Here is a 24,873-nt window from a genome sequence, read left to right on the forward strand (position 1 = left end):
ACCGGGGGGGAGGGGGAGACCCCCCCAAACAAAAGAGGAAGCCAGGGCGGACCCACCCCCCCCCCCCCCCCCCCCCCCCGGCCGTCGAACGATCGGTGCCGTCAGGCCACGATCAGAGAGATGCCGTACGCCACCGCCGCCGCGCAGGCCGCGAAGCAGACGTACGCGCCGGTGACCGCGAGGGTCGCCGATCCGCCCTGGGCCGTGGCCCTCTCCTGACGGGAGAGACCCATGATGCCGAGGGTGAACAGGGCCACGAGGCCCACGGTGACCACGAGGCTGACGCCGAAGACGGAGCCGAGCGCTTCCCAGTCGATTGTCATGGTGAGGCTTCCTTAACGCTGGGGTGCGGGCTCAGACGGCGGCCGGCGGGGCGGCCGGTTCCGTGACAGTGGCCGGGGCCGGGATGGTGGCCGTGAGGCCCTCGGGCAGCGTGCCCGTGGGCGGCGGGGTCACGGCGGCGATCGCCGTGGTCACCACGCCGGCCGGCTCGTCGGAGTCGATGACGTTCGACGCGTCCACGACCTCGCGCCGCGAGATCTTCCAGATGGCCGCGCTGGAGGCGATGAGGAAGACCGCCACCAGTGCCGTACCCCAGTCGCCGAGGTTGGTGACCGACTCGGCCAGGGCGCCCACCAGGGCCGCCGCCGGGAGCGTCAGGCCCCAGGCGACGAACATGCGGGTGGCCGTGGACCAGCGGACCACGCCGCCCTTGCGGCCGAGGCCCGCACCCATCACCGAACCGGAGACGGAGTGCGTGGTGGAGAGGGAGAAGCCGAGGTGGGAGGAGGCCAGGATGACGGTGGCCGCGCTGGTCTGGGCGGCGAAGCCCTGCTGCGGCTGGAGGTCGGTCAGGCCCGTGCCCATGGTGCGGATGATGCGCCAGCCGCCCAGGTAGGTGCCGAGCGCGATGGCGAGGCCCGCCGAGAGGATGACCCAGGTGGGCGGGTCGGAGTCGGGTGCGACGACGCCGCCTGCGACCAGGGCGAGGGTGATGATGCCCATCGTCTTCTGCGCGTCGTTGGTGCCGTGGGCGAGCGAGACCAGGCCGGCCGAGGCGATCTGCCCGGTCCGGTAGCCCTTCGCGGCGGCCTTGCCGTCGGCCTTCTTGCCCAGGGTGTACGAGAGGCGGGTGGCCAGCATGGCGGCGACGCCCGCGACGATCGGCGCGGCGACCGCCGGGATCAGGACCTTCGTGACGAGCGCGTCACCGTGGACCGCGCCCGTGCCCGCCGAGGCGATGGTGGCGCCGATCAGACCGCCCATGAGGGCGTGCGAGGAACTGGATGGCAGACCCACCAGCCAGGTCAGCAGGTTCCAGAGGATCGCGCCGACCAGGGCGGCGAAGATGACCTCGGGACGGATGCCGGTCTCGTCGACGAGACCCTTGGAGATCGTGTTGGCGACCTCCACCGAGAGGAAGGCGCCCACAAGGTTCAGCACGGCGGACATGGCCACCGCGACCTTGGGCTTGAGTGCACCGGTCGAGATGGTGGTGGCCATCGCGTTGGCGGTGTCGTGAAAACCGTTCGTGAAATCGAACGCGAGTGCGGTGATAACCACAATCGCGAGGATCAGCGAGAAGTTTTCCATTTACCCAGGCAATCGTTCGAAGTCATTGGTGAGTTGAACGTAAGTAACCTGGGTGAACGGAAGATGAACTGAACAGGGCCGCACGGTGACCGGAGTGGGCGTCTCTTGCTACGCCGTACGCCCCGGACCCCATGCGGCCCATGTGTCTCAGGGCTACGACCCCCGGGCGAACTTCTTCAGCCGGCTCGCGGACCCGTTGAAGAGATTCTGGTCACCCGGCAGGCCGCCCTTGTTGTCGTACTGCCAGAACGTCCAGAACGACCATCCGACAGGCAGGGCACCCGCGTCCGCCGAGTGGTAGCGGGCCACCCACAGCGCGTGGTTCGAGGCGAAGGCGCCACTGCCGCCCGTGCAGGCGTTCCACCAGTGGGCGGTCGTGTAGATCACCGGACGGCGGCCGGTGAGCCGCCGCACCTCGTCGCTGAACGACATGATCCAGGCGACCATGCCTGCCCGGCTCAGGCCGTAGCACTTGTGCTTCCTGTCGTACGGGTTGTATTCGATGTCGAGCGCGGGCGGCAGCGTCCAGCCGTCCCCGGACCAGGAGCCCCCGTTGCGCACGAGGTACGCGGCCTGGGCCCTGCCCGACGACCTGTCCGGCAGCGCGAAGTGATACGCCCCGCGGATGATGCCCGCGGCGCGCGCGCCGTCGTACTGCTCTGCGAAGTGCGGGTTGCGGTAGTCGGTCGACTCGGTCGCCTTGATGTAGACGAACTCGGCGCCTTTGGCCCTGGCCTTCGGCCAGTCGACGTTCTTCTGGTGCGACGAGACGTCGTGCCCCTTGGGCAGGCCCGCCGCCGACGCCGGCGCCCCGGCGAGCGCCATGCCGCCCACGGTGAGAGCGGCCACGGACACGGCCAGAGCGCGGGTTCGATGACGGGCTGGTGTGCGGTCACGGGCCATGTGTCCCCCGGAAATGGCGTCGCGCAGAACAAAGCCCAGACAGTACTGGAAGGAAGTCGTATTACGGGTGATCTGAGCACAAGCACCAAGAGAGACATGCGTATACCGACATGAGGCCTTTCGGAGGCGGGGCATCCGCCCCGAACAGCCCCGGCCCGAGGCGGCCCGGCACCGCGGGCTGGCAGGATCGCGGCATGGCCGAGGAGCAGCAGGAACCGCGGGACGTACGAGGCGCCGAGTCGTGGGGGACCGGCGTGCGCGCCGACGAGGCCGACGCCTGGGAGGAGTTGGTCGCCACGGCCCGCCGTACCGTCTCCGACGGCCTGGTCGTCGGCACCTCCGGCAACGTCTCGGTGCGCGTCGGAGACACGGTCCTGGTCACGCCGTCGGGCGTACCCTACGGCCGCCTCACGCCGGACGACATCACAGGCGTCGACCTCGACGGACGCCAGGTCCTCGGCAGCCTGGTCCCCACGAGTGAACTCCCCATGCATCTGGCCGTCTACCGCAGCACCGACGCCCGCGCGGTCGTCCACACCCACGCGGTGCACGCCACGGCCGTCTCCACCCTGGTCCCCGAACTCCCGGCGATCCACTACATGGCCGGCGCGCTCGGCGGACCCGTCCGCGTCGCCCCGTACGCCACCTACGGCACCGACGAGTTGGCCGAGAACATGCTCCACGCCCTCGCCGACCGCTCGGCCTGCCTCCTCCAGAACCACGGCACGATCGCCTACGGCGCCACCCTCACCCAGGCCTACGACCGCACGGCCCAACTGGAATGGATGTCCCACCTGTGGCTGACGGCCCGCTCCCTACCAAACCTGACCCCCAACCTCCTGACGGAGGAACAGGTGGCGGAGGCGGGGGAGCGGTTGCGGGGGTACGGGCAGCGGGGGTGAAGGGGTGGCCGGTCGCGCAGTTCCCCGCGCCCCTGGGGAGTTGCGGGCACCCGCGTGCGGGGGGACTGCGCCGCATGCTGCCGGTCTGCGGCCGCGGGCCCGTGGTGGCCGGTCGCGCAGTTCCCCGCGCCCCTGGGTGGGGACGGTGTACGGACCTTTGGACGCGTACGGCGTGCAGGGGGCGGGGTGGGGGGTGTCCGCCCGCAGCGGCCGGCGTCCGGAACCGAGCACTGCTCAAGAAACCGAGCCGCCGGACCGAGGACGGACACCCCCCACCCCGTCCCCGACCCACCCACCGAACCCGAAGCGATTAGGGGCGCGGGGAACTGCGCAAAAAACGCCCGCCCCCACCGAACCCGCACAGGCACCCGCACTCGCCCACTGGCCCATCCCCGCCCGCACCGCGACACTGAAAGGCGTGCGCAGTGTCAAAGCGACGGCCGCCGCCGTCACCGCAGCCCTGGCAGCCGGCGCGGCCGGAATCGTCGCCGGGAGGATCGCAGGCGACGCCGGACTGAAGGCACCACCGGGCCGCCCGCTGCCCGGCGAACCCCGGCTCACCGTGCACGCCACGGCGGCCGGCCGCATCGCCCTCACCCGCGACCTCGCCGCCCTGCGCCCCGGCACCTACGGCCTCCTCGGCGACGCCTCCCACGCGACAGTGGGCCCCGTCCTCGCAGAGGAGCACCACTCCGCCGACACGGTCGTCCGCCGCCTGGAACGCGTCACCCACGGCACCCTGAGCCCCGGCGACAAGGTCTGGCTCACCCCGAACGCCTACGTCGGCGACCCGAAATCCGCCCTCGGCATCGACCACACCGACGTCGACCTCCCCGGCGAACTCGGCCCGCTGCCCGCCTGGTTCGTCCCCGGCGCACGGGACACCTGGGTCATCACCGTCCACGGCCTCGGCTCGACCCGCGAACACGCCCTGAACATCCTGGAGTTCCTGCACCACCACCGCTTCCCGGTCCTCGCTCCCGCCTACCGTGGCGACGAAGGCGCCCCCCGCCCGCCAGACGGTCTGAACCACTTCGGTGAGACCGAGTGGCGAGACCTGGACGCGGCGATGCGCTACGCCGTCAGCCACGGCGCTCGCCAACTCGTGCTGCACGGCTGGTCCGTCGGCTCCACGATGGCCCTGCGCGCCGCCGCCCGTTCCGGCCTGCGTGACCGCGTCAAGGGGCTGGTCCTGGACTCCCCGGTCCTCAGCTGGGAGCTGGCCCTGCGCGCACTCGCCGCCGCCCGCCACACCCCCGGCGTCCTCCTCCCGCTCGCGGTACGCGCGGCACAGGGCCGCGCCGGCCTGCCCAGCGACGACACGGGCCTGTACACCGACCCCACGACCACCGACCACACCGCCACCACCACCGCCCCCGCCGACCGGACCGACGCCGGCCTCACTCACGACAGGCCCCCGCCGCCGACGCTGATCTTCCACGGCCCGGACGACACGGTCGCCCCCTGGGACCTGTCCCGTCGTCTCGCCGCCACCTACGCCGACCGGATCACCCTCCACACGGTCCGTCAGGCCCCGCACGCGGCGATGTGGAACGCCGACCCCGGCGCCTATGAAGAGGCACTTCGCCGCTTCCTCACCCCTTTGATGTGACATCCCGGCACCCCAGCGGCACCCCAGCGGCGCCGCAGCGACACCCCGGTTCCGCAGGTTCCGTTTAAGCGCGTACTACTGGCCTGATCTCGGTGTATGCCCCTCCGCGCGGCCCCGGCCCTGGCCCTGCCCGTGGCCCGCGGTGACATTCCGTTTGGGTTTTCGGACCGTCAACCGGAAGACTGCACCCGTGACGTCCCGTATCCCGCGCGACTCCAGGCTCCGACTCGTCCGCCCGCGACCCCTGGCCGCCGCCCCCTCAGCCGTGAACCAGCGGCGCCCACGCCGCCCCGCGCCGCGCCCGCCGGAAGGCACCCCGGCGCCCGCGGTACTGGCCAGAATGGCGCGCTCCGGTCTGGCCGACGCGGCCCGCGTCGCCCACTGGGCCGACGACGCCCTCCGCCCCGGCGGAGACGGCAAGGGCACCCTCTCCGACGAGACAGCCGCGCGCGCGGCGGAGGCCCTCGGCCTGACCGCGGCCAGGATCCGCGCCGCCTGGGACACCGCCCGCCTCGCCGGACTGGTCGAGGTGCACGGCGACACCGCACGCCCCGGCTGGCGGCTGCGCGCCTGGGACCGTGACGACAGCGCCGTACTGCGCGGCTGGGTCGCGCTCTTCGACGCATGGTCGCTCGCCTTCCCCGAACCCACGGACCGCGAGCCCGCCGCCGTCGCCGAGGTCGTCTCGGCCATGCCCCAGGTGCTCTCCTTCCTTCAGCTGTCCGCCGGGCCCGTCCCCGTCGAGCAGCTTCTGGACCTCCTGGAACAGCGCGTCACCGAACTGCGCACTGCCCGCTGCGAGATCCCCTACGGTCCCCAGCCGGAACCGGAGACCGAGGCGGCTGCCCCGCAGGACGCCCCCCTGGCCCCCCTCCTCGACTGGGCCCTGCGCGCCCTCGCCTCCGTCGGCGCCCTGACCTACGGCGACGGCCAGGCCACCCTCACCCCGCTCGGCAGCTGGGCGGTGTGGGTCAAGCTGGAGCAGATCTGCGTCGCCGCGCAGAGCCCCGCCGGCAACATCGAGGTCGCCGCCGACGAGATGCTCCGCGGCTGCGCCCAACTGCGCCCCAACGCGGCCCGCGCCGAGTACCGGGCCTGGCTCGCCGCCCGCCCCGTCGGCAGTGCCGTCACCGAACTGCTCGGCGCGGCCCGCGGCGACGACGCCCTGCTGCGCGGCCTCGCCTTCGAGGCCCTGCGTGTGGTCGGCGCCCCCGCCGAGCCGGACGTCCGCTCCGTGGCCGACGAGCCCACCCTGCGGCCGTACGCCCTGCTGTGGCTGGCCGAGCACGAGGGCGTCGACCCGGAGGACGCCCACGAGGTCCTCACCCGCGAGGAGGCCACCTGGCTGTGGGTCGACACCGCGGCCGCCGTCGCCGACCACGGCGAGGCCCCGATGCTGGTCCGGCACCTGGAGTCCGCGCTCCAGCCCACCGTCCACGCCCTCCTGAACGAGGTCCGGGCCGTGGGCCACCCGCGCACCGTGCAGGTCCTGGTCGCCCTCGCCGCAGCCCACCCCGACCCGGCCCTCGCCAAGGCCGTACGCCGTGCCGCCTTCCAGGTGCACACCGGCGGCAGTTAGAGGCCGCGCTCAGCCCGCCGTCTCTGGGGCGTACGTCCCGAAGCTCCACACGTTGCCCTCGGCGTCCCGGGCCATGTAGTCCCGGGAGCCGTAGTCCTGGTCCGTCGGGGGCATCAGGATCTCCGCGCCGTGCTCCACGGCACGGCGATGATGTGCGTCGACGTCGTCCACGACGACGTAGACCCCGGACGGGCCCGCGTCCTTCATCACCTTGTCGTAGACGCTGCCGGTGCCCTTGGAACCGAGCATCACCGCCCCGTTGCCCTGTACCAGCTCGGCGTGTGCCACCAGGCCGTCCTCGCCCTCGTACACCGCGAGTTCGGTGAATCCGAAGGCCTCCGTGAGCTGCTTGACCGCCGCCCTGGCGTCCGCGTACCGCAGGGTCGGGTAGATGCTGGGGCGCCCACCGCTTGTGCCTGTCATGCCGATCACTCCTTTGTGATCAGAAAACCGGGGAATCCATTCACGGCCCAGTCTGGCAGCGACCACTGACAACCGCCTCTGAGCAGGGCGGACGGTTCAGCGGAAGGTGTCGCACCGAGCCATGTCCCCGGTCCGGTAGCCCTCCCTGAACCACTGCTGGCGCTGCTGCGCCGACCCGTGCGTCCACGTCTCCGGCGTCACCCGCCCCTGGAACCGCTCCTGGATCCGGTCGTCGCCCACGGCCGCCGCCGCGTCCAGGCCGTCGGTGATGTCGGCCTCGGTCAGGCTCGTGATCAGCGGCCGCCCGGTCGACTCGTCCTTCGTCGTGGTGGCGTGGTGGGCCCATACCCCGGCGTAGCAGTCGGCCTGCAGCTCCACCTTCACCGAGCTGCTGTCCGCGCCCGTACCGCCGTCCTGCGACCGGCTCAACGTGCCCGTCAGGTCCTGCACGTGATGGCCGTACTCGTGCGCGACGACATAGGCCTGGGCGAACGGCCCTCCGCTCGCCCCGAACTTCGACCGCAGTTCGTCGAAGAACTCCAGGTCCAGATAGACCTTCCGGTCGCCGGGGCAGTAGAAGGGCCCCACCGCCGAGGTCGCCGACCCGCACGCGGTACCGACCTGCTGACTGAAGAAGACCGTGGGGGAGGCCGTATAGCCGGCGCGGCGGCGCTCGAACTCCTGGTCCCAGTAGTCCTGCACGCTGTTGACCACCGCCACCATCCGGCAGTCGTCCCGGGTGTTCACGTCCTGCCCGGTACGGCAGTTCTGCTCGACCTCGGTCAGGCCCGACGCGGTGGCCGCTGGCTGTGCACTGCCGTCGGTGAGGCCGAGCTGGTCCGGCCCGACCCCGAGGAACAGCCCCAGCACCAGCGCGATCAGTCCGACGACACCGCCGCCGACGGTGGCCCGGCCGCCCGGGATGCGGCTGCCCCGCACGTCCTGCACCTCGGAGGTGTCCAGCCTGGCATCGTCGTCGAACTGCATGCGGACTCCGCCCTCTGCGCGCACCGGCCCCTGCAGGGCATCTTCGCCCGGCCGCCCGTCCCCGGCCTCGGACATACACCCGGACGAGGGACGGCGACCCGGACCGATCGGATGCCCGCAGGGAGACCAACCGAACACCCGAACGCAGAAAAAGTGCTTGCACGGCCCCGTTAGACTTGGCCCATGGCCATTCTCCTCGCGCATTAGACGGCGGGAACGTCCTCAGCCGCCCATCCCGCCACCAACCCGCCCTGGAGTCTGTCCGTGATCTCCGCCTCCGGTATCGAGCTGCGCGCCGGCGCCCGAGTCCTCATCGAGTCCGCCACCTTCCGGGTCGCCAAGGGCGACCGCATCGGCCTGGTCGGCCGCAACGGCGCGGGGAAGACCACCCTGACCAAGTGCCTCGCAGGCGAGGGCATCCCCGCCGCGGGCCAGATCACCCGGTCCGGTGAGGTCGGCTACCTGCCCCAGGACCCCCGCACCGGCGACCTCGACGTGCTCGCCCGGGACCGGATCCTCTCCGCGCGCGGGCTCGACGTCCTGCTGAAGAAGATGCGCGACAACGAACAGCGCATCGCCAACGGCAGCGGCGCCACCCGGGAGAAGGCGATGCGGCAGTACGAGCGCCAGGAGACCGAGTTCCTCACCAAGGGCGGGTACTCCGCCGAGGCCGAGGCCTCCACCATCGCCGCCGCGCTGAACCTCCCCGACCGGGTACTGGGCCAGCCCCTGCACACCCTCTCCGGTGGTCAGCGCCGCCGTATCGAACTGGCCCGGATCCTCTTCTCCGACGCCGACACGCTGCTCCTCGACGAGCCGACCAACCACCTCGACGCCGACTCGATCATCTGGCTGCGCGACTACCTCAAGTCGTACCGCGGCGGCTTCATCGTGATCTCCCACGACGTCGACCTGGTCGAGACGGTCGTCAACAAGGTCTTCTACCTGGACGCCAACCGGGCCCAGATCGACGTCTACAACATGGGCTGGAAGCTCTACCAGCAGCAGCGCGAGGCCGACGAGAAGCGCAGGAAGCGCGAGCGGCAGAACGCCGAGAAGAAGGCCGCCGCCCTGCACTCGCAGGCAGACAAGATGCGCGCCAAGGCCACCAAGACGGTCGCCGCCCAGAACATGGCCAAGCGCGCCGACCGGCTGCTCGCCGGACTCGACGCGGTGCGCCAGCAGGACAAGGTCGCCAAGCTGCGCTTCCCCGAGCCCGCGCCCTGCGGCAAGACCCCGCTGATGGCGGAGGGCCTGTCGAAGTCGTACGGCTCGCTGGAGATCTTCACCGACGTCGACCTGGCCATCGACAAGGGCTCACGCGTGGTCATCCTGGGCCTCAACGGCGCGGGCAAGACCACCCTGCTGCGCCTGCTCGCCGGGACCGAGCAGCCGGACACCGGCGCGGTCGTGCCCGGACACGGTCTCAAGCTCGGCTACTACGCCCAGGAGCACGAGACCCTCGACCCCGAGCGCACGGTCCTGGAGAACATGCGGTCGGCGGCCCCCGACCTCGACCTCGTCGAGGTGCGCAAGACGCTCGGCTCGTTCCTGTTCTCCGGTGACGACGTCGACAAGCCGGCCGGGGTCCTCTCCGGCGGCGAGAAGACCCGTCTTGCGCTCGCCACCCTGGTCGTCTCCTCGGCGAACGTACTGCTCCTCGACGAGCCCACCAACAACCTCGACCCGGCCAGCCGCGAGGAGATCCTCGGCGCGCTGCGCACCTACAAGGGCGCGGTCGTCCTGGTGACCCACGACGAGGGCGCCGTCGAGGCGCTCCAGCCGGAGCGGATCATCCTGCTCCCGGACGGCGTCGAGGACCTGTGGGGCGCCGACTACGCGGATCTGGTCGCCCTGGCCTGATCGAAAGCGTGCCCCAGCAGCACCCCACGACATGATCCAGACGTGCTCCACGACGTGATCCAGGTCGTGATCCACGGCGTATGGATCATTCGGCCGATCCGTGATCCATCATCTGTGTGAGATCTCCTCGTACCGAGGTGTGTCCTACATCCATTTCGCGGCCGGGTCCTTTATCGACAAGGGCCCGGCCGTCGCACGTCTCTGACCTGGTACTTCACAAAAGAACCCGTTCGGCGGTACGAACGCATCTGCGTGGAATCACAGATTCCGTATGTGGGGACTCGCTCCTGTCGTCAAAACCATGTCTTACGGACCTTGCCGAATGGGTGGCCATGAACGCCTGGAGGGGTGATCATGAGGGGACCAGAGCGCACTTCGCATGAGGAGGCACGGGTGGCCGAGACTCTGAAGAAGGGCAGCCGGGTAACCGGCGCCGCGCGCGACAAGCTCGCGGCAGACCTTAAGAAGAAGTACGACTCCGGTGCGAGCATTCGGGCGCTGGCCGAAGAAACCGGCCGCTCGTATGGCTTCGTGCACCGGATGCTCAGCGAATCGGGCGTCACGCTTCGTGGGCGTGGCGGAGCGACGCGGGGCAAGAAGGCCGCATCGTCCTGAACCGGGCGGCCCATCGGCTTCGATGGTGACCACCCGGTCGGTCAACCGACCGGCCGGGTGGTTACTGTGCAGTCACTTAGCAATGCTCTGCTGACCGCACGCATCGGAGGCGCCCCATGGCTACGTCCACTCAGGATGGCCAGGAACTCGTTCCCCTGCTCGACAAGGACGGCGTACGGCTCACCGTCGAGGACTCCCTCGCCACGGTGACGCTGACCAACCCGGCCAAACGCAACGCGCAGAGCCCCGCTCTGTGGCGAGCGCTCGCCGAGGCGGGCCGGCTCGTGCCGGGCTCCGTCCGTGTGGTGGTGCTGCGCGGTGAGGGCAAGTCCTTCTCCGCGGGGCTCGACCGGCAGATGTTCACGCCCGAGGGGATCGAGGGCGAGCCGTCGTTCATCGACCTCGCCCGCAGTGGTGACGCCGAGATCGACGCCGCCATCGCGGAGTTCCAGGAGGGCTTCACCTGGTGGCGGCGCAGTGACGTCGTGTCCATCGCCGCCGTACAGGGGCATGCCATCGGGGCGGGTTTCCAGCTCGCCCTCGCCTGTGACCTGCGCGTCGTCGCCGACGACGTGCAGTTCGCCATGCGCGAGACCAGCCTGGGCCTGGTTCCCGACCTCACCGGCACCCACCCTCTGGTGGGCCTCGTCGGTTACGCCCGGGCGCTGGAGATCTGCGCCACCGGGCGCTTCGTCACGGCCGGGGAGGCGGTGAGCACCGGCCTCGCCAACGTCGCCGTCCCCCTGGACCAGCTCGACGGTGCCGTACGCGAACTGGCGGCGGCGCTCCTGTCCGCCCCCCGCGATGCAGTCATCGAGACCAAGGCGCTGCTGCGGGGTGCCCAGGACCGCACCTACGACGAGCAGCGCGGCGCCGAGCGGGCGGCTCAGACACGCCGGCTGCGGGATCTGGCCGGCGTCGGCGAGTAGGTCCTCAGACCTCCACGGCCGTCACCAGCACCGCCACCGTCGGACGGTCCGACAGCGCCTCACCCACGGCGGCGCGGACGTCCCGGGCCACGTCCAGGGCCCGGCGGCCCGCGCCCGCCGCCAGTTCCACGCGGACATGGCGGCGCGCAAGGGAGCCGTTCCCGGTCTCCCGCTCCCCGATGTGCACCGGGCGCCCCAGCAGCCCGGTCAGCCGGACCGCACCGGGGACCGCCAGCGCGGCCGCGGCGGCGAGGGCCTCATCACCCGGGCCCGCCTGTGCGGGTCGTGGCGGCTCGGGCCGCCATACGGGAGACGGCCCGGCGTCCGCGTCCAGCAGGGCCGTCACCCGCAGGTCCACCGCGCCGAGCTCCAGCCCCAGCAGGTCGGCCGCCGCCCGCGCGAGTGCCGTGCGCAGCAGCTCCGACGTCACCGGCAGCGGCTCGGCGGGCGTCGCCTCGAACTCCGCGGTCAGCCGCAGCGGGCCGGGCGGCAGCGCGCCGGGCGGCGGCGGTACGACGGGCTCATACGTGTCCTGCGGATCGGCGAGACCGGTCCGCAGCACGCCCAGCCGTACGTCCCGCAGGCCTTCCACGGCGACCCGCACCACCGCGTGAGCCGCCTCCTCCGAGATCCACGCCCCCTCGCGCGGCCCGCCCAGGGGCAGCAGCCGCCCCGGTCCGAGGTGATGCCGTACCGCCCGCGTCCACTGATCCGCCGTCATTCCTCCAGCCTGCCGCATCTCCGGCGCGCGATCGCGCAACCGCACTTACGGTGGTCGAAGGACGATGACCGGAAAGGATGGACGGCGATGACCGACATGACGCAAAGCCCCGAGGTGGAGACGTCCGCGCAGCCCCGCAAGGCCATCAAACGCGGCGGCGGCGACCCGGCGACACGAGGGCGGACCACCATCGCCGACGGTGTCGTGGAGAAGATCGCCGGGCTGGCGGCACGCGACGTCCTCGGCGTGCACGCGATGGGCAGCGGGCTGAGCCGCACCTTCGGGGCCGTACGGGACCGGGTGCCCGGCGGTTCGAAGTCCGCCACACGCGGGGTCAAGGTGGAGGTCGGCGAGGTGCAGACCGCGCTCGACCTGGAGATCGTCGTCGACTACGGCGTCTCGATCGCCGACGTGGCCCGCGCGGTGCGGGAGAACGTGGTCGCGGCGGTGGAACGGATGACCGGCCTGGAGGTCGTCGAGGTCAACATCGCGGTGAGCGACGTGAAGCTGCCCGACGAAGAGGACGAGGAGCCGGAGACCCGGCTCCAGTAGCCGGACCATACCTTCGGGGACCTTAAGGAGCGCACGATGAGCATGGCCGTGGTCGGCATGATCGCCGGCATGGCGCTGGGATTCGCCGGGTATTTCGGCGGGTTCGGTGCCTTCCTGCTGGTGGCGGCGCTGGGCGCCATCGGCTTCGTCGTCGGCCGGTTTCTGGAGGGGGACCTGGAGGTCGGCGACATCTTCCGCACTCGTGACGACCGGCGTGACCGGCGGCGATGACGGCCGTGAGCAGTGAGGCCGGTGCGGCGGGTGAACTCCGTGGACCTCTGACTGCCGCCGCCGTCCCACCGGGTGAGCGGGGCGCGACCCGAATCGCCGACCGCGTGGTCGCGAAGGTCGCCGGACAGGCGGCCCGCGAGGCGCTCGGAGACCTTCCGGCCGAGGCCGCGCCCCCTTCCGCCACCGTCACGGTCCACCACGGCACCGCCCGTATCCGCATGCACCTCGAACTGGCCTACCCGTCCGACATCGGAGAGCGTTGCCGCGCGGTGCGTCAGCAAGTGGTCGAGCGGGTAGTCGCGTTGGTGGACATGGAGGTGTCGGAGATCGCCGTCCAGGTGGAGCGGCTGCATCCGGCACAGGCGTACGGCGCGGCACAGGGGAGGACGCGATGAGCGAGCCCCAGGGCTCCGAGGGCACCACACAACGACTGCCGGTCATCGAGCGGGCGGCGGAACCGGACGGGCGCGGCCAGTCCGCGTCGGCCGCCGCGTACGGACCACCACCCCTCCTGGAGGGCGGGGCGGGCGGCGGACGCCGCTTCTGGTCGGCGCGCAGGGTCCCGGCGGGCATCGTCGCCCTGCTGCTCCTGCTCGTCGCCGGTCTCTTCCTGTACGACATCGCGGCCGTCCGGGCCGACCGTCCCGCGATGCACTGGCGCCGCGAACTCTCCCGCCAGCTCGCCGAGCGCCCCCTGGACGACCCCTGGGTCCTGGTGGGTGCGGGCGTCGCCGCCGCTCTGGGCCTGTGGCTGGTCCTGCTGGCCGTCACACCCGGTCTGCGCGCCGTCCTCCCGATGCACCGCACCCACTCCGACGTCCGCGCCGGCCTCCACCGGCACGCGGCCGCCATGGTGCTGCGCGACCGCGCCATGGAGGTCGCCGGAGTCCAGTCCGCCCAGGTACGGATGAGCCGGACGAAGGCCGACGTCCGCGCGGTCTCCCACTTCCGCGAACTGGACGACGTACGCGCCGACTTGGACGTGGCGCTCACCGAGGCGATCAGGGCACTGGGCCTGGCCCGGCCCCCGGCGCTGTCGGTGCACGTGGCACGGACGACCAGGAAGGGCTGAGGCCGATGCTCAGGACCGTCAACCGCGTACTGATCGGCCTGGTGGGCCTGGTACTGCTCGTCGTGGGCGGCTCGGTGCTCGCCGTGGGCCTCGGCCTGAACCCGCCGTCCTGGTGGATCCACGACGGCAGGCACGACGTGCTGCTGAGCGACGCGGAGCGCACCCGCTGGAACGGCGACGCCTGGTGGTGGCCCACGGTCATCGCCGCCCTGGCTCTCGTGGTGCTCCTGACCCTGTGGTGGCTCACCGCGGTGCTCCGCAGGCGACGGCTCACCGAGGTACGCGTCAACACCGGCGACGGCGAGGGCGCGCTCCTGAGGGGCCGCGCCCTGGAAGCCGTACTGGCGGGCGACGCGGGGCAGTTGGACGGCGTCCAACGGGCCCAGGTCGGCCTGACCGGCCGCCCCGACGCCCCGGAGACCCACGTACGCCTCCTGCTGGAACCGCATGTGGACCCGGCGGAGGCCCTGCACCACCTGACGACACAGGCCCTGACCCACGCCCGTGATTCGGCGGGGCTGGAGTCGCTTCCGGCGGAGGTCCGCATGACCGGCGTCAAGCACAAGGCGGAAAGGGTCAGTTAAGGGTATTCAGGGGCGCGGGGCTGTATCGATTTGCGGCTCCGCCGCGTGGGCGCGACAAGCCCCCACCGGCCGGCAGCTAGAACCCATGCCGCATCCCCCCGTCCACGGGCAACATGACCCCGGTCAAATAGGACGCAGCCGGCGACAACAAAAATGCCGCCGCCCGCCCGAACTCCTCGGGCGTCCCGTACCGCCGCAACGGAATCCGGGACTCGTTCGCGGCCCGGGTGGCCTCCGGGTCCGCGGACAGCCCGTCCAGCTCGCGCACGCGATCCGTGTCGATCCGGGACGGCAGCAGCCCCACCACCCGGATGCCCCGCGGCCCCAGCTCGTCGGAGAGGGACTTGGCGAACCCGGCGAGACCGGGCCGCAGCCCGTTCGAGATGGTCAGCCCGGGAATCGGCTCGTGCACCGACGCCGACAGGACGAAGCCGATGACGCCCCCGGCGTCGAGCTCCGCCGCGGCCGCCCGGGCCAGCCGGACCGCTCCCAGGAACACGGACTCGAACGCGGTCTGCCACTGCTCGTCGGTGTTGTCCGCGACGAAACCGGGCGCGGGCCCGCCGACGCTGATCAGCACCCCGTCGAACCGCCCGAAGTGCTCCCGCGCCGCGGCGATCAGCTGCTCCGGCGCCGACGGATCGGCGTTGTCGACGGCCACCCCGACGGCGTTCGGCCCCAGCTCGGCCGCCGCGGCGACCGCCCGCTTCTCCTCCCGGCCGGTCAGCACGACCTTCGCCCCGTCGGCGACCAGCTCGCGCGCGGCCGCGTTGCCGAGCCCGCGGGTCGCTCCGGTGACGACGTACACACGGTCCTTCAGTCCAAGATCCATGGCCCCTATCCTGCCTCCTCGCCCTCGTACAGGGTGAGGGCGGTGTTCACCAGTCCGATATGGCTGAACGCCTGCGGGAAGTTGCCGAGCTGGACGTCGGCCGCCGGGTCGTACTGCTCTGACAGCAGGCCCACGTCGTTGGCCAGGCCCAGCAGCCGTTCGAACAGGTCCCGCGCCTCCTTCGTGCGGCCCGTCATGTGCAGGGCGTCGGCGAGCCAGAACGAGCACACGAGGAACGTGCCCTCGCCCCCCGGCAGCCCGTCCACGGGCGTCTCCTCGGCGCTGTACCGCCGTACGAACCCGCCGTGGTCCAGCTCCGCGCGGACCGCGTCGATGGTGCCCACGACCCGCGGGTCGTCGGGCGGCAGGAAGCCGACGCGGGGGATCAGCAGCAGGGACGCGTCGAGTTCGCGCGAGCCGTAGTACTGGGTGAAGGTGTTGCGTTCGGGGTCGTAGCCCTTCTCGCACACCTCGCGGTGCACCTCGTCGCGCATCGCCCGCCAGCCGTCCGGGTCGCCGCGCAGCTCGGGGTACTCCTCCAGGGTGCGCACGGCCCGGTCGGCGGCGACCCACACCATCACCTTCGAGTGGACGAAGTGCTGCCGGCCGCCGCGCACCTCCCACAGCCCCTCGTCGGGCTGCCGCCACACCTCGCGCAGGAACTCCAGGAGCGCGCACTGCAGGGACCACATGTGCGCCTTGGGCGGCAGACCCGAGCGCCGGGCCAGCGACAGCGAGTCCATGACCTCGCCGTACACGTCCAGTTGGAGCTGGTTGACGGCCTCGTTCCCGATGCGTACGGGCTTCGAGCCGCCGAAGCCCGCCAGCCACGGCAGTTCGGACTCGGGCAGCCGGCGCTCGCCCGCGAGGCCGTACATGATCTGCAGGTCGGCCGGGTCGCCGGCGACCGCGCGCAGCAGCCAGTCGCGCCAGGCCCCGGCCTCCTCCTGGTAGCCGCAGGACAGCAGGGCGCCCAGGGTGAGGGTCGAGTCGCGCAGCCAGCAGTAGCGGTAGTCCCAGTTGCGGACCCCGCCCAGCTCCTCGGGCAGCGAGGTCGTGGGGGCGGCGACGATGCCGCCGGTGGGGGCGTAGGTGAGGGCCTTGAGGGTGATCAGGGAGCGGACGACGGCGTCCCGGTGGGGGCCGTCGTAACGGCACCGGGCCGCCCAGGCCTGCCAGTCGGCGACGCTGGCCCGCAAGGTCTCGTACGGGTCGATCAGCGGCGGGCGGGGTTCGTGCGAGGGGTGCCAGGTGAGGACGAAGGCGACCTTCTCGCCCGCCTCCACCGTGAACTCCGAGTGCGTACCGAAGTCCTCGCCCCAGGTGCGCACGGCGGGCTCGCTGCGCAGCCACACCGAGTCGGGCCCCGCGATCGCCACCCGGTGGCCGTCGGAGCGGCGCATCCACGGCATGACCGAACCGTGGTCGAAGCGGAGCCGGAGGGTGCTGCGGACGGTCACCTTCCCGCGCAGCCCCTCGACGACGCGTACGAGGTCGGGGGCGAGGTCGCGCTGCGGCATCAGGTCGGTGACCCGCACCGCGCCCTCGTCGGTCTCCCACTCGGTGTCCAGCACGAGAGTGTCGGGGCGGTAGCCGCGCCTCGTGCACCGGTCGGCGTTGGCGGGAGCGATCCGCCAGTGGCCGTTCTCCTCGTCGCCGAGCAGCCTGGCGAAGCAGGCCGCCGAGTCGAAGCGGGGCAGGCACAGCCAGTCCACGGAACCGTCCATGCCGACCAGGGCCGCGGTCTGTTCGTCGCCGATGAGGGCGTAGTCCTCGATACGGGGGTGCACGCAGTGCGGGTTCCCGGCTGGTCACGGGGCCAATCAGGGGTGCGGCCGGGGGAGTGACGCCGTGGTGCCGGAGAAGATCACCCCCCCCCGGGCGCGCCGGGGTCTGGTTCAGCACCCACAGGCCGATCAGTGTCGCCGGCGCCCGTCGCCGATCTCGACCTCCTGGCCCTTCGCCCTGGTCCGCACCCGCCGTCCGGCCGACGCGCCACAGGTCTTCCGGCGCCCGGGCCGCCATGTGACCCGGTATCCGTGGGAGCTGCTGCCCGAGCCGGAGCGCACGTTCGTCTACTGGCGGGACCGTCCGGGAAAGTGAGCGCCGCCGAGGGGGCCGGCCGCAACGGCGAGGTTCACACCGAGGCCGGTTCCGCCGCCGTGGCGCTGTCCTGCTCCGCCTTCTCCCGGCGCTCGCGAAGCTCACGCCGCACCAGGATCACCCAGCCGATCGGCACGCCCACGGAGAACAGCCACCACTGGATGGCGTAGGCGTAGTTCAGTGCGGCGTCCTCCATGCCGGGGTCGCTGCCCATCAGTTCCGGGCTGTCGCCCTTCGGCGCGGGCGCGGTCTGGGCGATGTAGCCGCCGAGCACCGTCGCGCCCAGCCGCTTCGCCTCCTGCTCGCTGTTGATCAGCATGACCTGCCGGTCCGGCAGGCCCTTGAGGTTCTTGATGCCGCTCGCCGCGGTCGTCTCGTCGGGCATCAGCCGCCCGGTGACGGTGACCTCCCCCGCGGGCGGCGCCGGGATCTTCGGGAACGCGGTCTGGCTCGGACCGTCCGAAGGGATCCACCCCCGGTTGACCAGCAGCACCTTGCCGTCGTCGAGGACGAACGGGGTCAGTACGTGGTAGCCGACCTCGTCGTCGGAGTTGGTGCGGCGCCGCACGACGACCTCGTCCTGGGTGTCGAAGTGCCCCTTCGCGGTCACGCGGCGATACCGGTCGTGGGTGGTCACCGTGTGTCCGGGCGAGGTCATCCGCTCCACGGGCACCGCCTTCGCGGACAGCGAGTCGGAGACCAGCTCGTTGCGGGCGGTGCGCTCCTCGTAGCGGTGCATCTGCCAGATACCCAGCCTGATCATCGTGGGGATGAGAAGGAGGGCGACCAGTGTGAGGATCACCCACTGCCGGGACAACAGGAAGCGGTACACCCCACGACCGTACAACTCGGACCTTGCGGTGCTCGCACAGGGGTGTGGCAGGACGCGGCGGCCGGTGCCGACCCTCCGCTGTGCGCGAGGCGCAGCGACTGCCGCCGTTGCGGGCGGCGGCGCTGTCGACTTGCGGGTGCCCGATCCGCCCTTGACGATGCGGTTTATGACACGTTGCGAAGTGTGCGGCAATGACTACGAGCTGGCGTTCACCGTCGAGACACGGGACGGGGCACGCCACGTCTTCGACTCGTTCGCCTGCGCGATCCATCGCATGGCCCCGATCTGTGAGCACTGCAGGGTCCAGATCATCGGCCAGGGTGTCGAGGTGGACGGCCACTGGTTCTGCGGCGCGCACTGTGCCCGTGCGGAGGGCAAGGCCGGCATCGTGGACAAGGTCGGCTCCGCGGTGTAGGCCGACGGGTCCCTTGGCGTACGGGGCCGGGTGGGCAGCGGATCGACGCCCGGGGAGCCTCCGACGCCGGCCGGTGAGCCGTGGCCGCCGCGCGGGCGAGAGGGCGCCGGGCGAGTCGTACGGCAACCACCCGCCCGTCGCCTACCACCCGCCCGTCGGCAGTCCCTTCCCGGCGACCGGTCACCCCTCGCGACCGGTGCTCCCGCCCGTCCGGTGGCCCCTCGCGCACGGTCGCCCCGCACGTCCGGTCAACCCTCCGACGCCGGCTCCACATCCCTGAGGAGCTGCCCGAAGGCCGCCTCGTCGACGACCGGGGTCCCGAACTGCCGGGCCTTGACGACCTTGGAGGTGCCCGAGTCCGGGTCGTTGGTGACGAGGAGGCTGGTCAGCCGGGAGATGCTCCCGGCGACGTGCAGCCCCGCCTCGACCGCCCGGTCCTCAAGCAGTTCGCGCTCGGTCGAGGTGTCCCCGGAGAACGCGACCCGCATGCCCTGTTTGAGAGGCTTGCTGTCCTCGTACCGCCCCGGGTTCGGGTACGGGCAGGCGGGCCGCTTGCGGGCGGGGCGCCAACTGGTCGGCCGGTAGCTGCTGTAGCCCGATTGCTGCCGGGGCACCGCGTGGTCCGTCCACTCGGTCAGCGGCCGGCACTCGTGCAGCGGCAGCCGTACGCTGCGGGCGGCCGCGGCGTGCAGGCTCGGCCGGAACGCCTCCGCGAGCACGCGCGCGTCGTCGAGGGCGTGGTGCGCCCGCTGTTGGACGACGCCGAAGTGGGCCGCGAGCGACTCCAGCTTGTGGTTGGGCAACGGGAGCCCGAGCTCCTTGGACAGCACGATGGTGCACAGCCGTTGACGTACCGGCGCCTCACGCTTGGCGCGCGCGTACTCACGGGCGATCATCTGCCAGTCGAAGACCGCGTTGTGCGCGACCAGCACCCGGTTCTCCAGGCGGGTCGAGAACTCCTCGGCGATGTCCTGGAAGAGGGGCGCGTCGCGCAGGGTGTCACTTGTCAGACCGTGGATCCACACGGGTCCGGGATCGCGCTGCGGATTGACCAGCGTGTACCAGTGGTCCTCGACCTCACCGCGAGCGTCCAGCCGGTACACGGCCGCGGAGATTATCCGGTCGTCCCGGGCCAGACCGGTGGTCTCCACGTCAACGACCGCGTACCCCTGGGGATATGCGGTCGGCCACGCCGTGGGGGAGGGCGCTGCGGTCGTGTGGTCTTCGAGCATGGTTCCTGAGGATACGGGCCGCGACTGACAGTCCCTCACGGTGGCGTCGGTACCGGACCCGATGCGGCGAGGGTGCGATCCTCCGGAGGTGACCGACGAGGGTGTGAGTGAACCGGCGCACGGCGAGGCGCACGGCGGAGCGCTCGGCGCCCGCCTCAACTGGCTGCGGGCGGCCGTCCTGGGGGCGAACGACGGCATCGTCTCCACGGCGGGGCTGGTGGTGGGCGTGGCGGGTGCGACGAGCGACCGCGAGACGTTGCTGACGGCGGGTCTGGCGGGGCTGCTGGCCGGGTCCCTGTCCATGGCGGCGGGCGAGTACGTGTCCGTGTCGACCCAGCGCGACTCCGAGCAGGCCGCGTTGGCCGTGGAGAAGCGGGAGTTGAGGGAACAGCCGGAGGCGGAACTGGAGGAGCTGACGGAGCTTCTGGAGGAACGCGGCCTGTCGCGTGACGTGGCCCTTGAGGCGGCCCGGCAGTTGACAGAACGAGACGCACTGCGCGCCCACGCACGCGTGGAACTCGGCATCGATCCGGACGACCTGACGAACCCCTGGCATGCGGCCTGGGCGAGCTTCCTGGCGTTCACGGCGGGAGCAGCACTGCCGCTGTCGGCGATCGTGCTGCCGGGGGCGGGGTGGCGGGTGCCGGTGACTGTGGTGTCGGTACTGGGGGCGCTGGTGCTCACCGGATGGAGCAGCGCACGGTTGGGGGCGGCGGCTCCGGGGCGGGCGGTACTGCGGAATGTGGTGGGCGGGGCGTTGGCGATGGGGGTCACGTACGGAGTGGGAGCGTTGTTGGGGGCGGCGGGGGTCGGTTGACGTGGAGGCGAACCCTGGGGCTGCTGGCCGGAGCCGACGGGGGCCGGGCCACGGCCAAGTGGGTTGCCGGGCACCGTAGTTGATCCGTGAGCTCCGGCAGCGGCCGCACCCGAAGCCGGGGCGGGCCCCGCAGGCGGCCGCGCCGACCCTTGGCGGAGATCACCAAGAAGCAAGCGCGTGCCACCGGCAATACTTGTAAGTAACAACGTCTAGCCGTGCCCGACCGGCGGTTCTACGGTGCACGCATGCCCAACCTCCCCGACGTCGTTGTCTGGTCCATACCGGCCTTCGTGCTGCTCACCGTGATCGAGATGATCAGCGTCCGACTCCATCCCGACGCCGATGGTGCCGCGGCCGGTTACGAGACGAAGGACGCCGCCACCAGCATCGGCATGGGACTCGGCAGCCTCGCCTTCGACTTCCTCTGGAAGATCCCGATCGTCGCGATCTACACGGCCCTCTACGAGCTCACCCCGCTCCGCGTCCCCGTCCTGTGGTGGACGGTCCCCCTGATGCTGCTCGCGCAGGACTTCTTCTACTACTGGTCCCACCGCGGCCACCACGTCGTCCGCATCCTGTGGGCCTGTCACGTCGTCCACCACTCCAGCCGGAAGTTCAACCTCACCACCGCGCTGCGCCAGCCCTGGACGACCCTGACCGTCTGGCCGTTCTACGTCCCTCTCATCGCCCTCGGCGTCCACCCGGCCGCGCTCGCGTTCTGCTCCTCCGCGAACCTCGTCTACCAGTTCTGGATCCACACCGAACGCATCGACAAGATGCCCCGCTGGTTCGAGTTCGTCTTCAACACCCCGTCCCACCACCGCGTCCACCACGCCTCCCAGGGCGGCTATCTGGACCGCAACTTCGGCGGGATCCTCATCGTCTGGGACCGGCTCTTCGGCTCGTTCGTCGCCGAGACCGAACGGCCCGTCTATGGGTTGACCAAGAACATCAACACGTTCAACCCGATCAAGGTGGCCACCCACGAGTACGTCGCGATCATCAAGGACGTCAAGAAGGCGCGCAGTTGGCGGGAGCGGGCAGGCCGGATCTTCAGGGGTCCGGGCTGGGCCCCGGCACCGGTGCCGGAAACGACCGGGGAAACCGTGTCCGCGTGAGCCCGGCGAGGACCCACCGCACCCGCCCCGCACTCCTCGCGGCCTTCGCCCTCGCCGCCGCCGTCGACCTGGTCTCCCTGGCCGTCGGCCTCGACCCCGGGCACACCGTCGCCAAGCCCCTGCTGATGCCGCTCCTGGCCGCATACGCCCTCGCGTCCGGCGCACCCCGGCTTCTCGTCGCCGCGCTCCTGTGCGGCTGGGGCGGTGACGTCCTGCTGTTGTCCGACGCCGACCCCGCCTTCCTCGTGGGCATGGCCTGCTTCGCGGCCGGCCACGTCTGCTACCTCGCGCTCTTCAAGGGGCACGGCAAGGGGTACGGCGGCCCACGCGCGCGCGTGGGCGTCATCGCGCCCGCCTACGCCACCGCCCTTGTCGTCACCGTCGTAGCACTGTGGCCGGACCTGCCCGCCGAACTGCGGGTGCCCGTCGCGGGCTACAGCGTGCTGCTGACGGCGATGGCGTGCGCGTCGGCCGTGCGGTGCGGACCCGTCGCCGGGCTCGGCGGCGCGCTCTTCCTGCTCTCGGACACCCTCATCGCGACCGGCGTCGCCGACTGGCCGCAGCTGCCGCGGCCCGACCTCTGGATCATGCTCACGTACATCGCCGCACAGTTCCTGCTGGTCACCGGCGTAGTGCGAGCCCTCGAAGCACGTCCGGGACCGGTGACGACGTACGGTGAGGTGCGCTCGACCACCCCCTGAGCGCCGTCACACCCCCCCCGCACGAGAGGGATCCTCGCCATGCGCGCCACCACCATCCACGCCCCGTTCGACATGCGCGTGGAGGACGTGCCCGAGCCTGTGGTGCAGTTGCCCACCGACGCCGTGCTCCGGGTGCTGCGCGCCTGTATCTGCGGCAGCGACCTGTGGGCCTACCGCGGTGAGGCCGCCCGGCAGCCGGGTCAGCGGATCGGGCACGAGTTCCTCGGGGTCGTCGAGGAGATCGGCAGCGAAGTGTCGGACATCAGGCGCGGTGACCTCGTCGTCGCGCCCTTCATGTGGTCCGACGGCGTCTGCGACTACTGCCGTGAGGGTCTGACGACCTCGTGCGAGCACGGCGGCTTCTGGGGGGCCGTCGGCCACGACGGCGGCCAGGGTGAGGCCGTGCGCGTCCCCTTCGCCGACGGCACCCTCGTACGGCTGCCCAAGGAGGCGGCCTCCGACAGCCGTCTGCTGTCGTCCCTGCTGACCCTGTCCGATGTCCTCGGTACCGGTCACCACGCGGCCCTCGGCGCGGGAGCCCGCCCGGGTGCCACGGTCGCCGTCGTCGGTGACGGCGCCGTCGGCCTGTGCGCGGTGCTCGCCGCCAAGCGGCTCGGCGCGGAGCGCGTCATCACGCTGGGCCGGCACCAGGTCCGCACCGACATCGCGCGCCGCTTCGGCGCCACCGACGTCGTCGCCGAGCGCGGGGACGCGGCCGTCGAGGCGGTACTCGAACTCACCCGCGGCCAGGGCGCGCACGCCGTCGTCGAGGCCGTCGGCACCGAACAGTCCATGCGTACGGCGATCGGCATCAGCCGCGACGGCGGCGCCGTCGGCTTCGTCGGAGTGCCGCACGGCAGCGGCACCGGCGTCGACCTCGGTGTCATGTTCGACCGGAACATCGCCTTGCGCGGCGGTGTCGCTCCGGTACGTGCCTACATCCCTGAGCTGCTGCCCGACGTCCTGGACGGCACGGTCGACGCCTCACCGGTCTTCGACATGACCGTCGACCTGGAGGGCGTCCCCGCCGGCTACAGGGCGATGCATGAGCGCACCGCCCTCAAGGTGCTCGTCACGGCCTGAAGGCGCCGCGGCATCACCAGCGGATCGGGTGCGGCAACGCCGTCAGCAACCCCGAGACCACGACCACCAGCGCCAGTGCGACGACCTCCACCCGCGCGGGGACGCAGGCGGTCAGCGGATCGTGGGCGCGGCGCAGCCGGGTGCGGGCCCACAGGGCGAGCGCGGCGACGACCGCCACGAGCAGCATCTTGGCCAGCAGCACGCGGCCGTAGGCCGTGTCCGTCAGCTGTTCCAGGATCGTCCCCGGAGGCATCCGGCGGAGCGAACTCCAGACACCCGTCGCGGTGATGGCGGCGAGCAGAACGGCCGCCAAGCGCGCGTAGAGCCCGATCAGCGCCGCGCCCCACACGGCGGCGTCCGACTCCGGGCGCGACACCAGAGGGCTCGACTCCACAGAGCTCGACTCAGTGGCACTCCAGCGGCGCAGTGTCCGCAGAACATGCAGCAGTCCGCCCGCCCACAGCGCCGCACAGGTCAGATGGACCAGCGTCAGCCCGGAGCCGATCAGCGGGCTGTGCTCGGCCGGGGGATGGGCGCGCAGGGCTTCCGCCACGACCACGGCGGCCAGGGGCCACACCTGGACGGCCGGTCGGCCCGAGCGGGCGCACAGAGCGGCCACCAGGAACGCGTTGACCTCCAGCAGGGCCAACCTGCCGTCCCGCGACTGGTACAGGCCGCCGACGTCGATCGCGGAGAGGCTGCGGGGCACCAGGTTGCCGGTCGCCACGACCGATGCGAGGCCGAGTGCGGCGACGAGACCGGCGGCAGCCGCGTAGGGGGCCCAGGAACGTGGCGCGTCCGGCGGGGCACCGGGCACCGCGCGGGCCAGCCGGGCCGCGAACAACTCGCCCAGGGGCACGCACAGCGCCGCGAACAGCACCGTCCGCAGCAGGGCCACGCCACCCGCACCGGGTGCTGCGGCCTCCCCGGTGCCGTGCAGCGCGGCGGTTGGGCCGAACAGGGGTATCAGTACGGCCAGGACCACCAGGACGAGGACGGCGATCGCCCGGCCGGGGCCGGGGCGCCGCGCGGGTCCGCCCGCGTCGGTCACCTCGGCTGTGGGTCTTATCAAGGTCATCTCACGATCTTGACCAGAACGGACAGAACCGGGCAACTGCAGGGAATCCAGCGTCCGTATGACATTCCGTGCACGAGTGTGCTCCCGCTCCGGCCG

At 71.7% G+C, this 24,873-nt stretch carries 27 protein-coding genes; 16 read left to right on the forward strand and 11 right to left on the reverse strand.

What is annotated here, in order from left to right:
- Window positions 1-101 precede the first annotated feature (101 nt).
- The 3 genes from ACZ48Z_RS32285 to ACZ48Z_RS32295 all read right to left on the reverse strand — a co-directional run bounded on the left by ACZ48Z_RS32285 (window position 102) and on the right by ACZ48Z_RS32295 (window position 2,496).
- Window positions 102-323 carry a hypothetical protein gene (locus ACZ48Z_RS32285; protein ID WP_468739432.1) on the reverse strand — a complete coding sequence of 74 codons (222 nt, stop codon included), beginning with the start codon at window positions 321-323 and terminating at the stop codon, window positions 102-104.
- Between the two features lie 31 nt (window positions 324-354).
- Window positions 355-1,593, reverse strand: coding sequence for an inorganic phosphate transporter (locus ACZ48Z_RS32290; RefSeq protein ID WP_468739433.1), 1,239 nt, complete (start codon window positions 1,591-1,593; stop codon window positions 355-357).
- Window positions 1,594-1,746: 153 nt separating this feature from the next.
- Complete coding sequence (locus tag ACZ48Z_RS32295; protein WP_468739434.1) at window positions 1,747-2,496, reverse strand: lysozyme; 750 nt, start codon at window positions 2,494-2,496, stop codon at window positions 1,747-1,749.
- 194 nt (window positions 2,497-2,690) lie between these two features.
- On the opposite strand from ACZ48Z_RS32295, the gene ACZ48Z_RS32300 reads away from it, so the two are divergent.
- From ACZ48Z_RS32300 to ACZ48Z_RS32310, 3 genes are all read left to right on the forward strand, one after another.
- On the forward strand, window positions 2,691-3,398 hold the full coding sequence (locus tag ACZ48Z_RS32300; RefSeq protein WP_468739435.1) for a class II aldolase/adducin family protein: 708 nt from the start codon (window positions 2,691-2,693) through the stop codon (window positions 3,396-3,398).
- Between the two features lie 418 nt (window positions 3,399-3,816).
- Entirely contained in the window at window positions 3,817-5,010 is a 1,194-nt protein-coding gene (locus ACZ48Z_RS32305) for an alpha/beta hydrolase (RefSeq protein WP_468739436.1), read from the forward strand.
- A gap of 190 nt (window positions 5,011-5,200) precedes the next feature.
- The gene (locus ACZ48Z_RS32310; RefSeq protein ID WP_468739437.1) at window positions 5,201-6,589 is read left to right on the forward strand and encodes a hypothetical protein; all 1,389 of its coding nucleotides are present in this window, start codon (window positions 5,201-5,203) and stop codon (window positions 6,587-6,589) included.
- A gap of 9 nt (window positions 6,590-6,598) precedes the next feature.
- On the opposite strand, the gene ACZ48Z_RS32315 is transcribed toward ACZ48Z_RS32310, so the two are convergent.
- Window positions 6,599-7,012 (reverse strand): VOC family protein, encoded by a 414-nt coding sequence (locus ACZ48Z_RS32315; protein ID WP_468739438.1) that lies wholly within the window; start codon window positions 7,010-7,012, stop codon window positions 6,599-6,601.
- Between the two features lie 96 nt (window positions 7,013-7,108).
- Complete coding sequence (gene ypfJ, locus ACZ48Z_RS32320; RefSeq protein WP_468739439.1) at window positions 7,109-7,999, reverse strand: KPN_02809 family neutral zinc metallopeptidase; 891 nt, start codon at window positions 7,997-7,999, stop codon at window positions 7,109-7,111.
- 264 nt (window positions 8,000-8,263) lie between these two features.
- On the opposite strand from ypfJ, the gene ACZ48Z_RS32325 reads away from it, so the two are divergent.
- From ACZ48Z_RS32325 to ACZ48Z_RS32335, 3 genes are all read left to right on the forward strand, one after another.
- Window positions 8,264-9,862, forward strand: coding sequence for an ABC-F family ATP-binding cassette domain-containing protein (locus ACZ48Z_RS32325; RefSeq protein ID WP_468739440.1), 1,599 nt, complete (start codon window positions 8,264-8,266; stop codon window positions 9,860-9,862).
- A gap of 393 nt (window positions 9,863-10,255) precedes the next feature.
- The gene (locus ACZ48Z_RS32330) at window positions 10,256-10,477 is read left to right on the forward strand and encodes a helix-turn-helix domain-containing protein (RefSeq protein WP_004002281.1); all 222 of its coding nucleotides are present in this window, start codon (window positions 10,256-10,258) and stop codon (window positions 10,475-10,477) included.
- 116 nt (window positions 10,478-10,593) lie between these two features.
- Window positions 10,594-11,406 (forward strand): enoyl-CoA hydratase/isomerase family protein, encoded by an 813-nt coding sequence (locus ACZ48Z_RS32335; protein WP_468739441.1) that lies wholly within the window; start codon window positions 10,594-10,596, stop codon window positions 11,404-11,406.
- 4 nt (window positions 11,407-11,410) lie between these two features.
- Here the strand turns inward: ACZ48Z_RS32335 and ACZ48Z_RS32340 are convergent, their stop codons facing one another.
- Window positions 11,411-12,127, reverse strand: coding sequence for a nucleopolyhedrovirus P10 family protein (locus ACZ48Z_RS32340; protein WP_468739442.1), 717 nt, complete (start codon window positions 12,125-12,127; stop codon window positions 11,411-11,413).
- Window positions 12,128-12,214: 87 nt separating this feature from the next.
- Between ACZ48Z_RS32340 and ACZ48Z_RS32345 the strand changes: the two genes are divergently transcribed.
- The 5 genes from ACZ48Z_RS32345 to amaP are packed head-to-tail and all read left to right on the forward strand — an operon-like array spanning window position 12,215 to window position 14,566.
- Window positions 12,215-12,679, forward strand: coding sequence for an Asp23/Gls24 family envelope stress response protein (locus ACZ48Z_RS32345; RefSeq protein ID WP_468739443.1), 465 nt, complete (start codon window positions 12,215-12,217; stop codon window positions 12,677-12,679).
- A 36-nt stretch (window positions 12,680-12,715) separates the two neighbouring features.
- A complete protein-coding gene (locus ACZ48Z_RS32350; protein ID WP_468739444.1) occupies window positions 12,716-12,910 on the forward strand; it encodes a hypothetical protein in 195 nt (64 codons plus the stop codon).
- The gene (locus tag ACZ48Z_RS32355) at window positions 12,907-13,305 is read left to right on the forward strand and encodes an Asp23/Gls24 family envelope stress response protein (RefSeq protein WP_468739445.1); all 399 of its coding nucleotides are present in this window, start codon (window positions 12,907-12,909) and stop codon (window positions 13,303-13,305) included. The genes ACZ48Z_RS32350 and ACZ48Z_RS32355 overlap by 4 nt, the downstream gene beginning before the upstream one ends.
- Window positions 13,302-13,982 carry a DUF6286 domain-containing protein gene (locus tag ACZ48Z_RS32360; protein ID WP_468739446.1) on the forward strand — a complete coding sequence of 227 codons (681 nt, stop codon included), beginning with the start codon at window positions 13,302-13,304 and terminating at the stop codon, window positions 13,980-13,982. Before ACZ48Z_RS32355 ends, ACZ48Z_RS32360 begins: the two co-directional genes overlap by 4 nt.
- 5 nt (window positions 13,983-13,987) lie before the next feature.
- On the forward strand, window positions 13,988-14,566 hold the full coding sequence (amaP, locus tag ACZ48Z_RS32365; protein ID WP_468739447.1) for an alkaline shock response membrane anchor protein AmaP: 579 nt from the start codon (window positions 13,988-13,990) through the stop codon (window positions 14,564-14,566).
- Between the two features lie 76 nt (window positions 14,567-14,642).
- On the opposite strand, the gene ACZ48Z_RS32370 is transcribed toward amaP, so the two are convergent.
- The 3 genes from ACZ48Z_RS32370 to ACZ48Z_RS32380 all read right to left on the reverse strand — a co-directional run bounded on the left by ACZ48Z_RS32370 (window position 14,643) and on the right by ACZ48Z_RS32380 (window position 18,333).
- Complete coding sequence (locus ACZ48Z_RS32370; protein WP_468739448.1) at window positions 14,643-15,398, reverse strand: SDR family oxidoreductase; 756 nt, start codon at window positions 15,396-15,398, stop codon at window positions 14,643-14,645.
- Window positions 15,399-15,403: 5 nt separating this feature from the next.
- Complete coding sequence (locus ACZ48Z_RS32375) at window positions 15,404-17,188, reverse strand: glycoside hydrolase family 15 protein (RefSeq protein WP_468739449.1); 1,785 nt, start codon at window positions 17,186-17,188, stop codon at window positions 15,404-15,406.
- Between the two features lie 347 nt (window positions 17,189-17,535).
- Complete coding sequence (locus ACZ48Z_RS32380) at window positions 17,536-18,333, reverse strand: SURF1 family cytochrome oxidase biogenesis protein (protein ID WP_468739450.1); 798 nt, start codon at window positions 18,331-18,333, stop codon at window positions 17,536-17,538.
- 166 nt (window positions 18,334-18,499) lie between these two features.
- Between ACZ48Z_RS32380 and ACZ48Z_RS32385 the strand changes: the two genes are divergently transcribed.
- The gene (locus tag ACZ48Z_RS32385) at window positions 18,500-18,748 is read left to right on the forward strand and encodes a hypothetical protein (protein WP_031046215.1); all 249 of its coding nucleotides are present in this window, start codon (window positions 18,500-18,502) and stop codon (window positions 18,746-18,748) included.
- Between the two features lie 248 nt (window positions 18,749-18,996).
- Here the strand turns inward: ACZ48Z_RS32385 and ACZ48Z_RS32390 are convergent, their stop codons facing one another.
- The gene (locus ACZ48Z_RS32390) at window positions 18,997-19,980 is read right to left on the reverse strand and encodes a DEDDh family exonuclease (protein ID WP_468739451.1); all 984 of its coding nucleotides are present in this window, start codon (window positions 19,978-19,980) and stop codon (window positions 18,997-18,999) included.
- 103 nt (window positions 19,981-20,083) lie between these two features.
- Between ACZ48Z_RS32390 and ACZ48Z_RS32395 the strand changes: the two genes are divergently transcribed.
- The 4 genes from ACZ48Z_RS32395 to ACZ48Z_RS32410 all read left to right on the forward strand — a co-directional run bounded on the left by ACZ48Z_RS32395 (window position 20,084) and on the right by ACZ48Z_RS32410 (window position 23,699).
- On the forward strand, window positions 20,084-20,797 hold the full coding sequence (locus ACZ48Z_RS32395) for a VIT1/CCC1 transporter family protein (protein WP_468739493.1): 714 nt from the start codon (window positions 20,084-20,086) through the stop codon (window positions 20,795-20,797).
- 245 nt (window positions 20,798-21,042) lie between these two features.
- Window positions 21,043-21,915, forward strand: a complete 873-nt coding sequence (locus ACZ48Z_RS32400) for a sterol desaturase family protein (protein WP_468739452.1) — start codon at window positions 21,043-21,045, stop codon at window positions 21,913-21,915.
- Window positions 21,912-22,616: a lysoplasmalogenase gene (locus tag ACZ48Z_RS32405; RefSeq protein ID WP_468739453.1), complete on the forward strand. Its 705-nt coding sequence runs from the start codon at window positions 21,912-21,914 to the stop codon at window positions 22,614-22,616. The genes ACZ48Z_RS32400 and ACZ48Z_RS32405 overlap by 4 nt, the downstream gene beginning before the upstream one ends.
- Before the next feature lie 39 nt (window positions 22,617-22,655).
- Window positions 22,656-23,699, forward strand: a complete 1,044-nt coding sequence (locus ACZ48Z_RS32410; protein ID WP_468739454.1) for a zinc-dependent alcohol dehydrogenase family protein — start codon at window positions 22,656-22,658, stop codon at window positions 23,697-23,699.
- 13 nt (window positions 23,700-23,712) lie between these two features.
- On the opposite strand, the gene ACZ48Z_RS32415 is transcribed toward ACZ48Z_RS32410, so the two are convergent.
- Window positions 23,713-24,777: a CopD family protein gene (locus ACZ48Z_RS32415; RefSeq protein WP_468739455.1), complete on the reverse strand. Its 1,065-nt coding sequence runs from the start codon at window positions 24,775-24,777 to the stop codon at window positions 23,713-23,715.
- Window positions 24,778-24,873 lie beyond the last annotated feature (96 nt).

The sequence above is a fragment of the Streptomyces sp. NPDC031225 genome (genome assembly GCF_055570355.1).

Coding starts and splice junctions, on each gene's coding strand:
- ACZ48Z_RS32295 (WP_468739434.1), bottom strand. CDS start 2,496: ATGGCCCGTGACCGCACACCAGCCCGTCATCGAACCCGCGCTCTGGCC.
- ACZ48Z_RS32360 (WP_468739446.1), top strand. CDS start 13,302: ATGAGCGAGCCCCAGGGCTCCGAGGGCACCACACAACGACTGCCGGTC.
- amaP (WP_468739447.1), top strand. CDS start 13,988: ATGCTCAGGACCGTCAACCGCGTACTGATCGGCCTGGTGGGCCTGGTA.
- ACZ48Z_RS32390 (WP_468739451.1), bottom strand. CDS start 19,980: ATGCTCGAAGACCACACGACCGCAGCGCCCTCCCCCACGGCGTGGCCG.
- ACZ48Z_RS32350 (WP_468739444.1), top strand. CDS start 12,716: ATGAGCATGGCCGTGGTCGGCATGATCGCCGGCATGGCGCTGGGATTC.
- ACZ48Z_RS32355 (WP_468739445.1), top strand. CDS start 12,907: ATGACGGCCGTGAGCAGTGAGGCCGGTGCGGCGGGTGAACTCCGTGGA.
- ACZ48Z_RS32370 (WP_468739448.1), bottom strand. CDS start 15,398: ATGGATCTTGGACTGAAGGACCGTGTGTACGTCGTCACCGGAGCGACC.
- ACZ48Z_RS32340 (WP_468739442.1), bottom strand. CDS start 12,127: ATGACGGCGGATCAGTGGACGCGGGCGGTACGGCATCACCTCGGACCG.
- ACZ48Z_RS32290 (WP_468739433.1), bottom strand. CDS start 1,593: ATGGAAAACTTCTCGCTGATCCTCGCGATTGTGGTTATCACCGCACTC.
- ACZ48Z_RS32415 (WP_468739455.1), bottom strand. CDS start 24,777: ATGACCTTGATAAGACCCACAGCCGAGGTGACCGACGCGGGCGGACCC.
- ACZ48Z_RS32285 (WP_468739432.1), bottom strand. CDS start 323: ATGACAATCGACTGGGAAGCGCTCGGCTCCGTCTTCGGCGTCAGCCTC.
- ACZ48Z_RS32410 (WP_468739454.1), top strand. CDS start 22,656: ATGCGCGCCACCACCATCCACGCCCCGTTCGACATGCGCGTGGAGGAC.
- ACZ48Z_RS32385 (WP_031046215.1), top strand. CDS start 18,500: ATGACACGTTGCGAAGTGTGCGGCAATGACTACGAGCTGGCGTTCACC.
- ACZ48Z_RS32315 (WP_468739438.1), bottom strand. CDS start 7,012: ATGACAGGCACAAGCGGTGGGCGCCCCAGCATCTACCCGACCCTGCGG.
- ypfJ (WP_468739439.1), bottom strand. CDS start 7,999: ATGCAGTTCGACGACGATGCCAGGCTGGACACCTCCGAGGTGCAGGAC.
- ACZ48Z_RS32400 (WP_468739452.1), top strand. CDS start 21,043: ATGCCCAACCTCCCCGACGTCGTTGTCTGGTCCATACCGGCCTTCGTG.
- ACZ48Z_RS32345 (WP_468739443.1), top strand. CDS start 12,215: ATGACCGACATGACGCAAAGCCCCGAGGTGGAGACGTCCGCGCAGCCC.
- ACZ48Z_RS32335 (WP_468739441.1), top strand. CDS start 10,594: ATGGCTACGTCCACTCAGGATGGCCAGGAACTCGTTCCCCTGCTCGAC.
- ACZ48Z_RS32300 (WP_468739435.1), top strand. CDS start 2,691: ATGGCCGAGGAGCAGCAGGAACCGCGGGACGTACGAGGCGCCGAGTCG.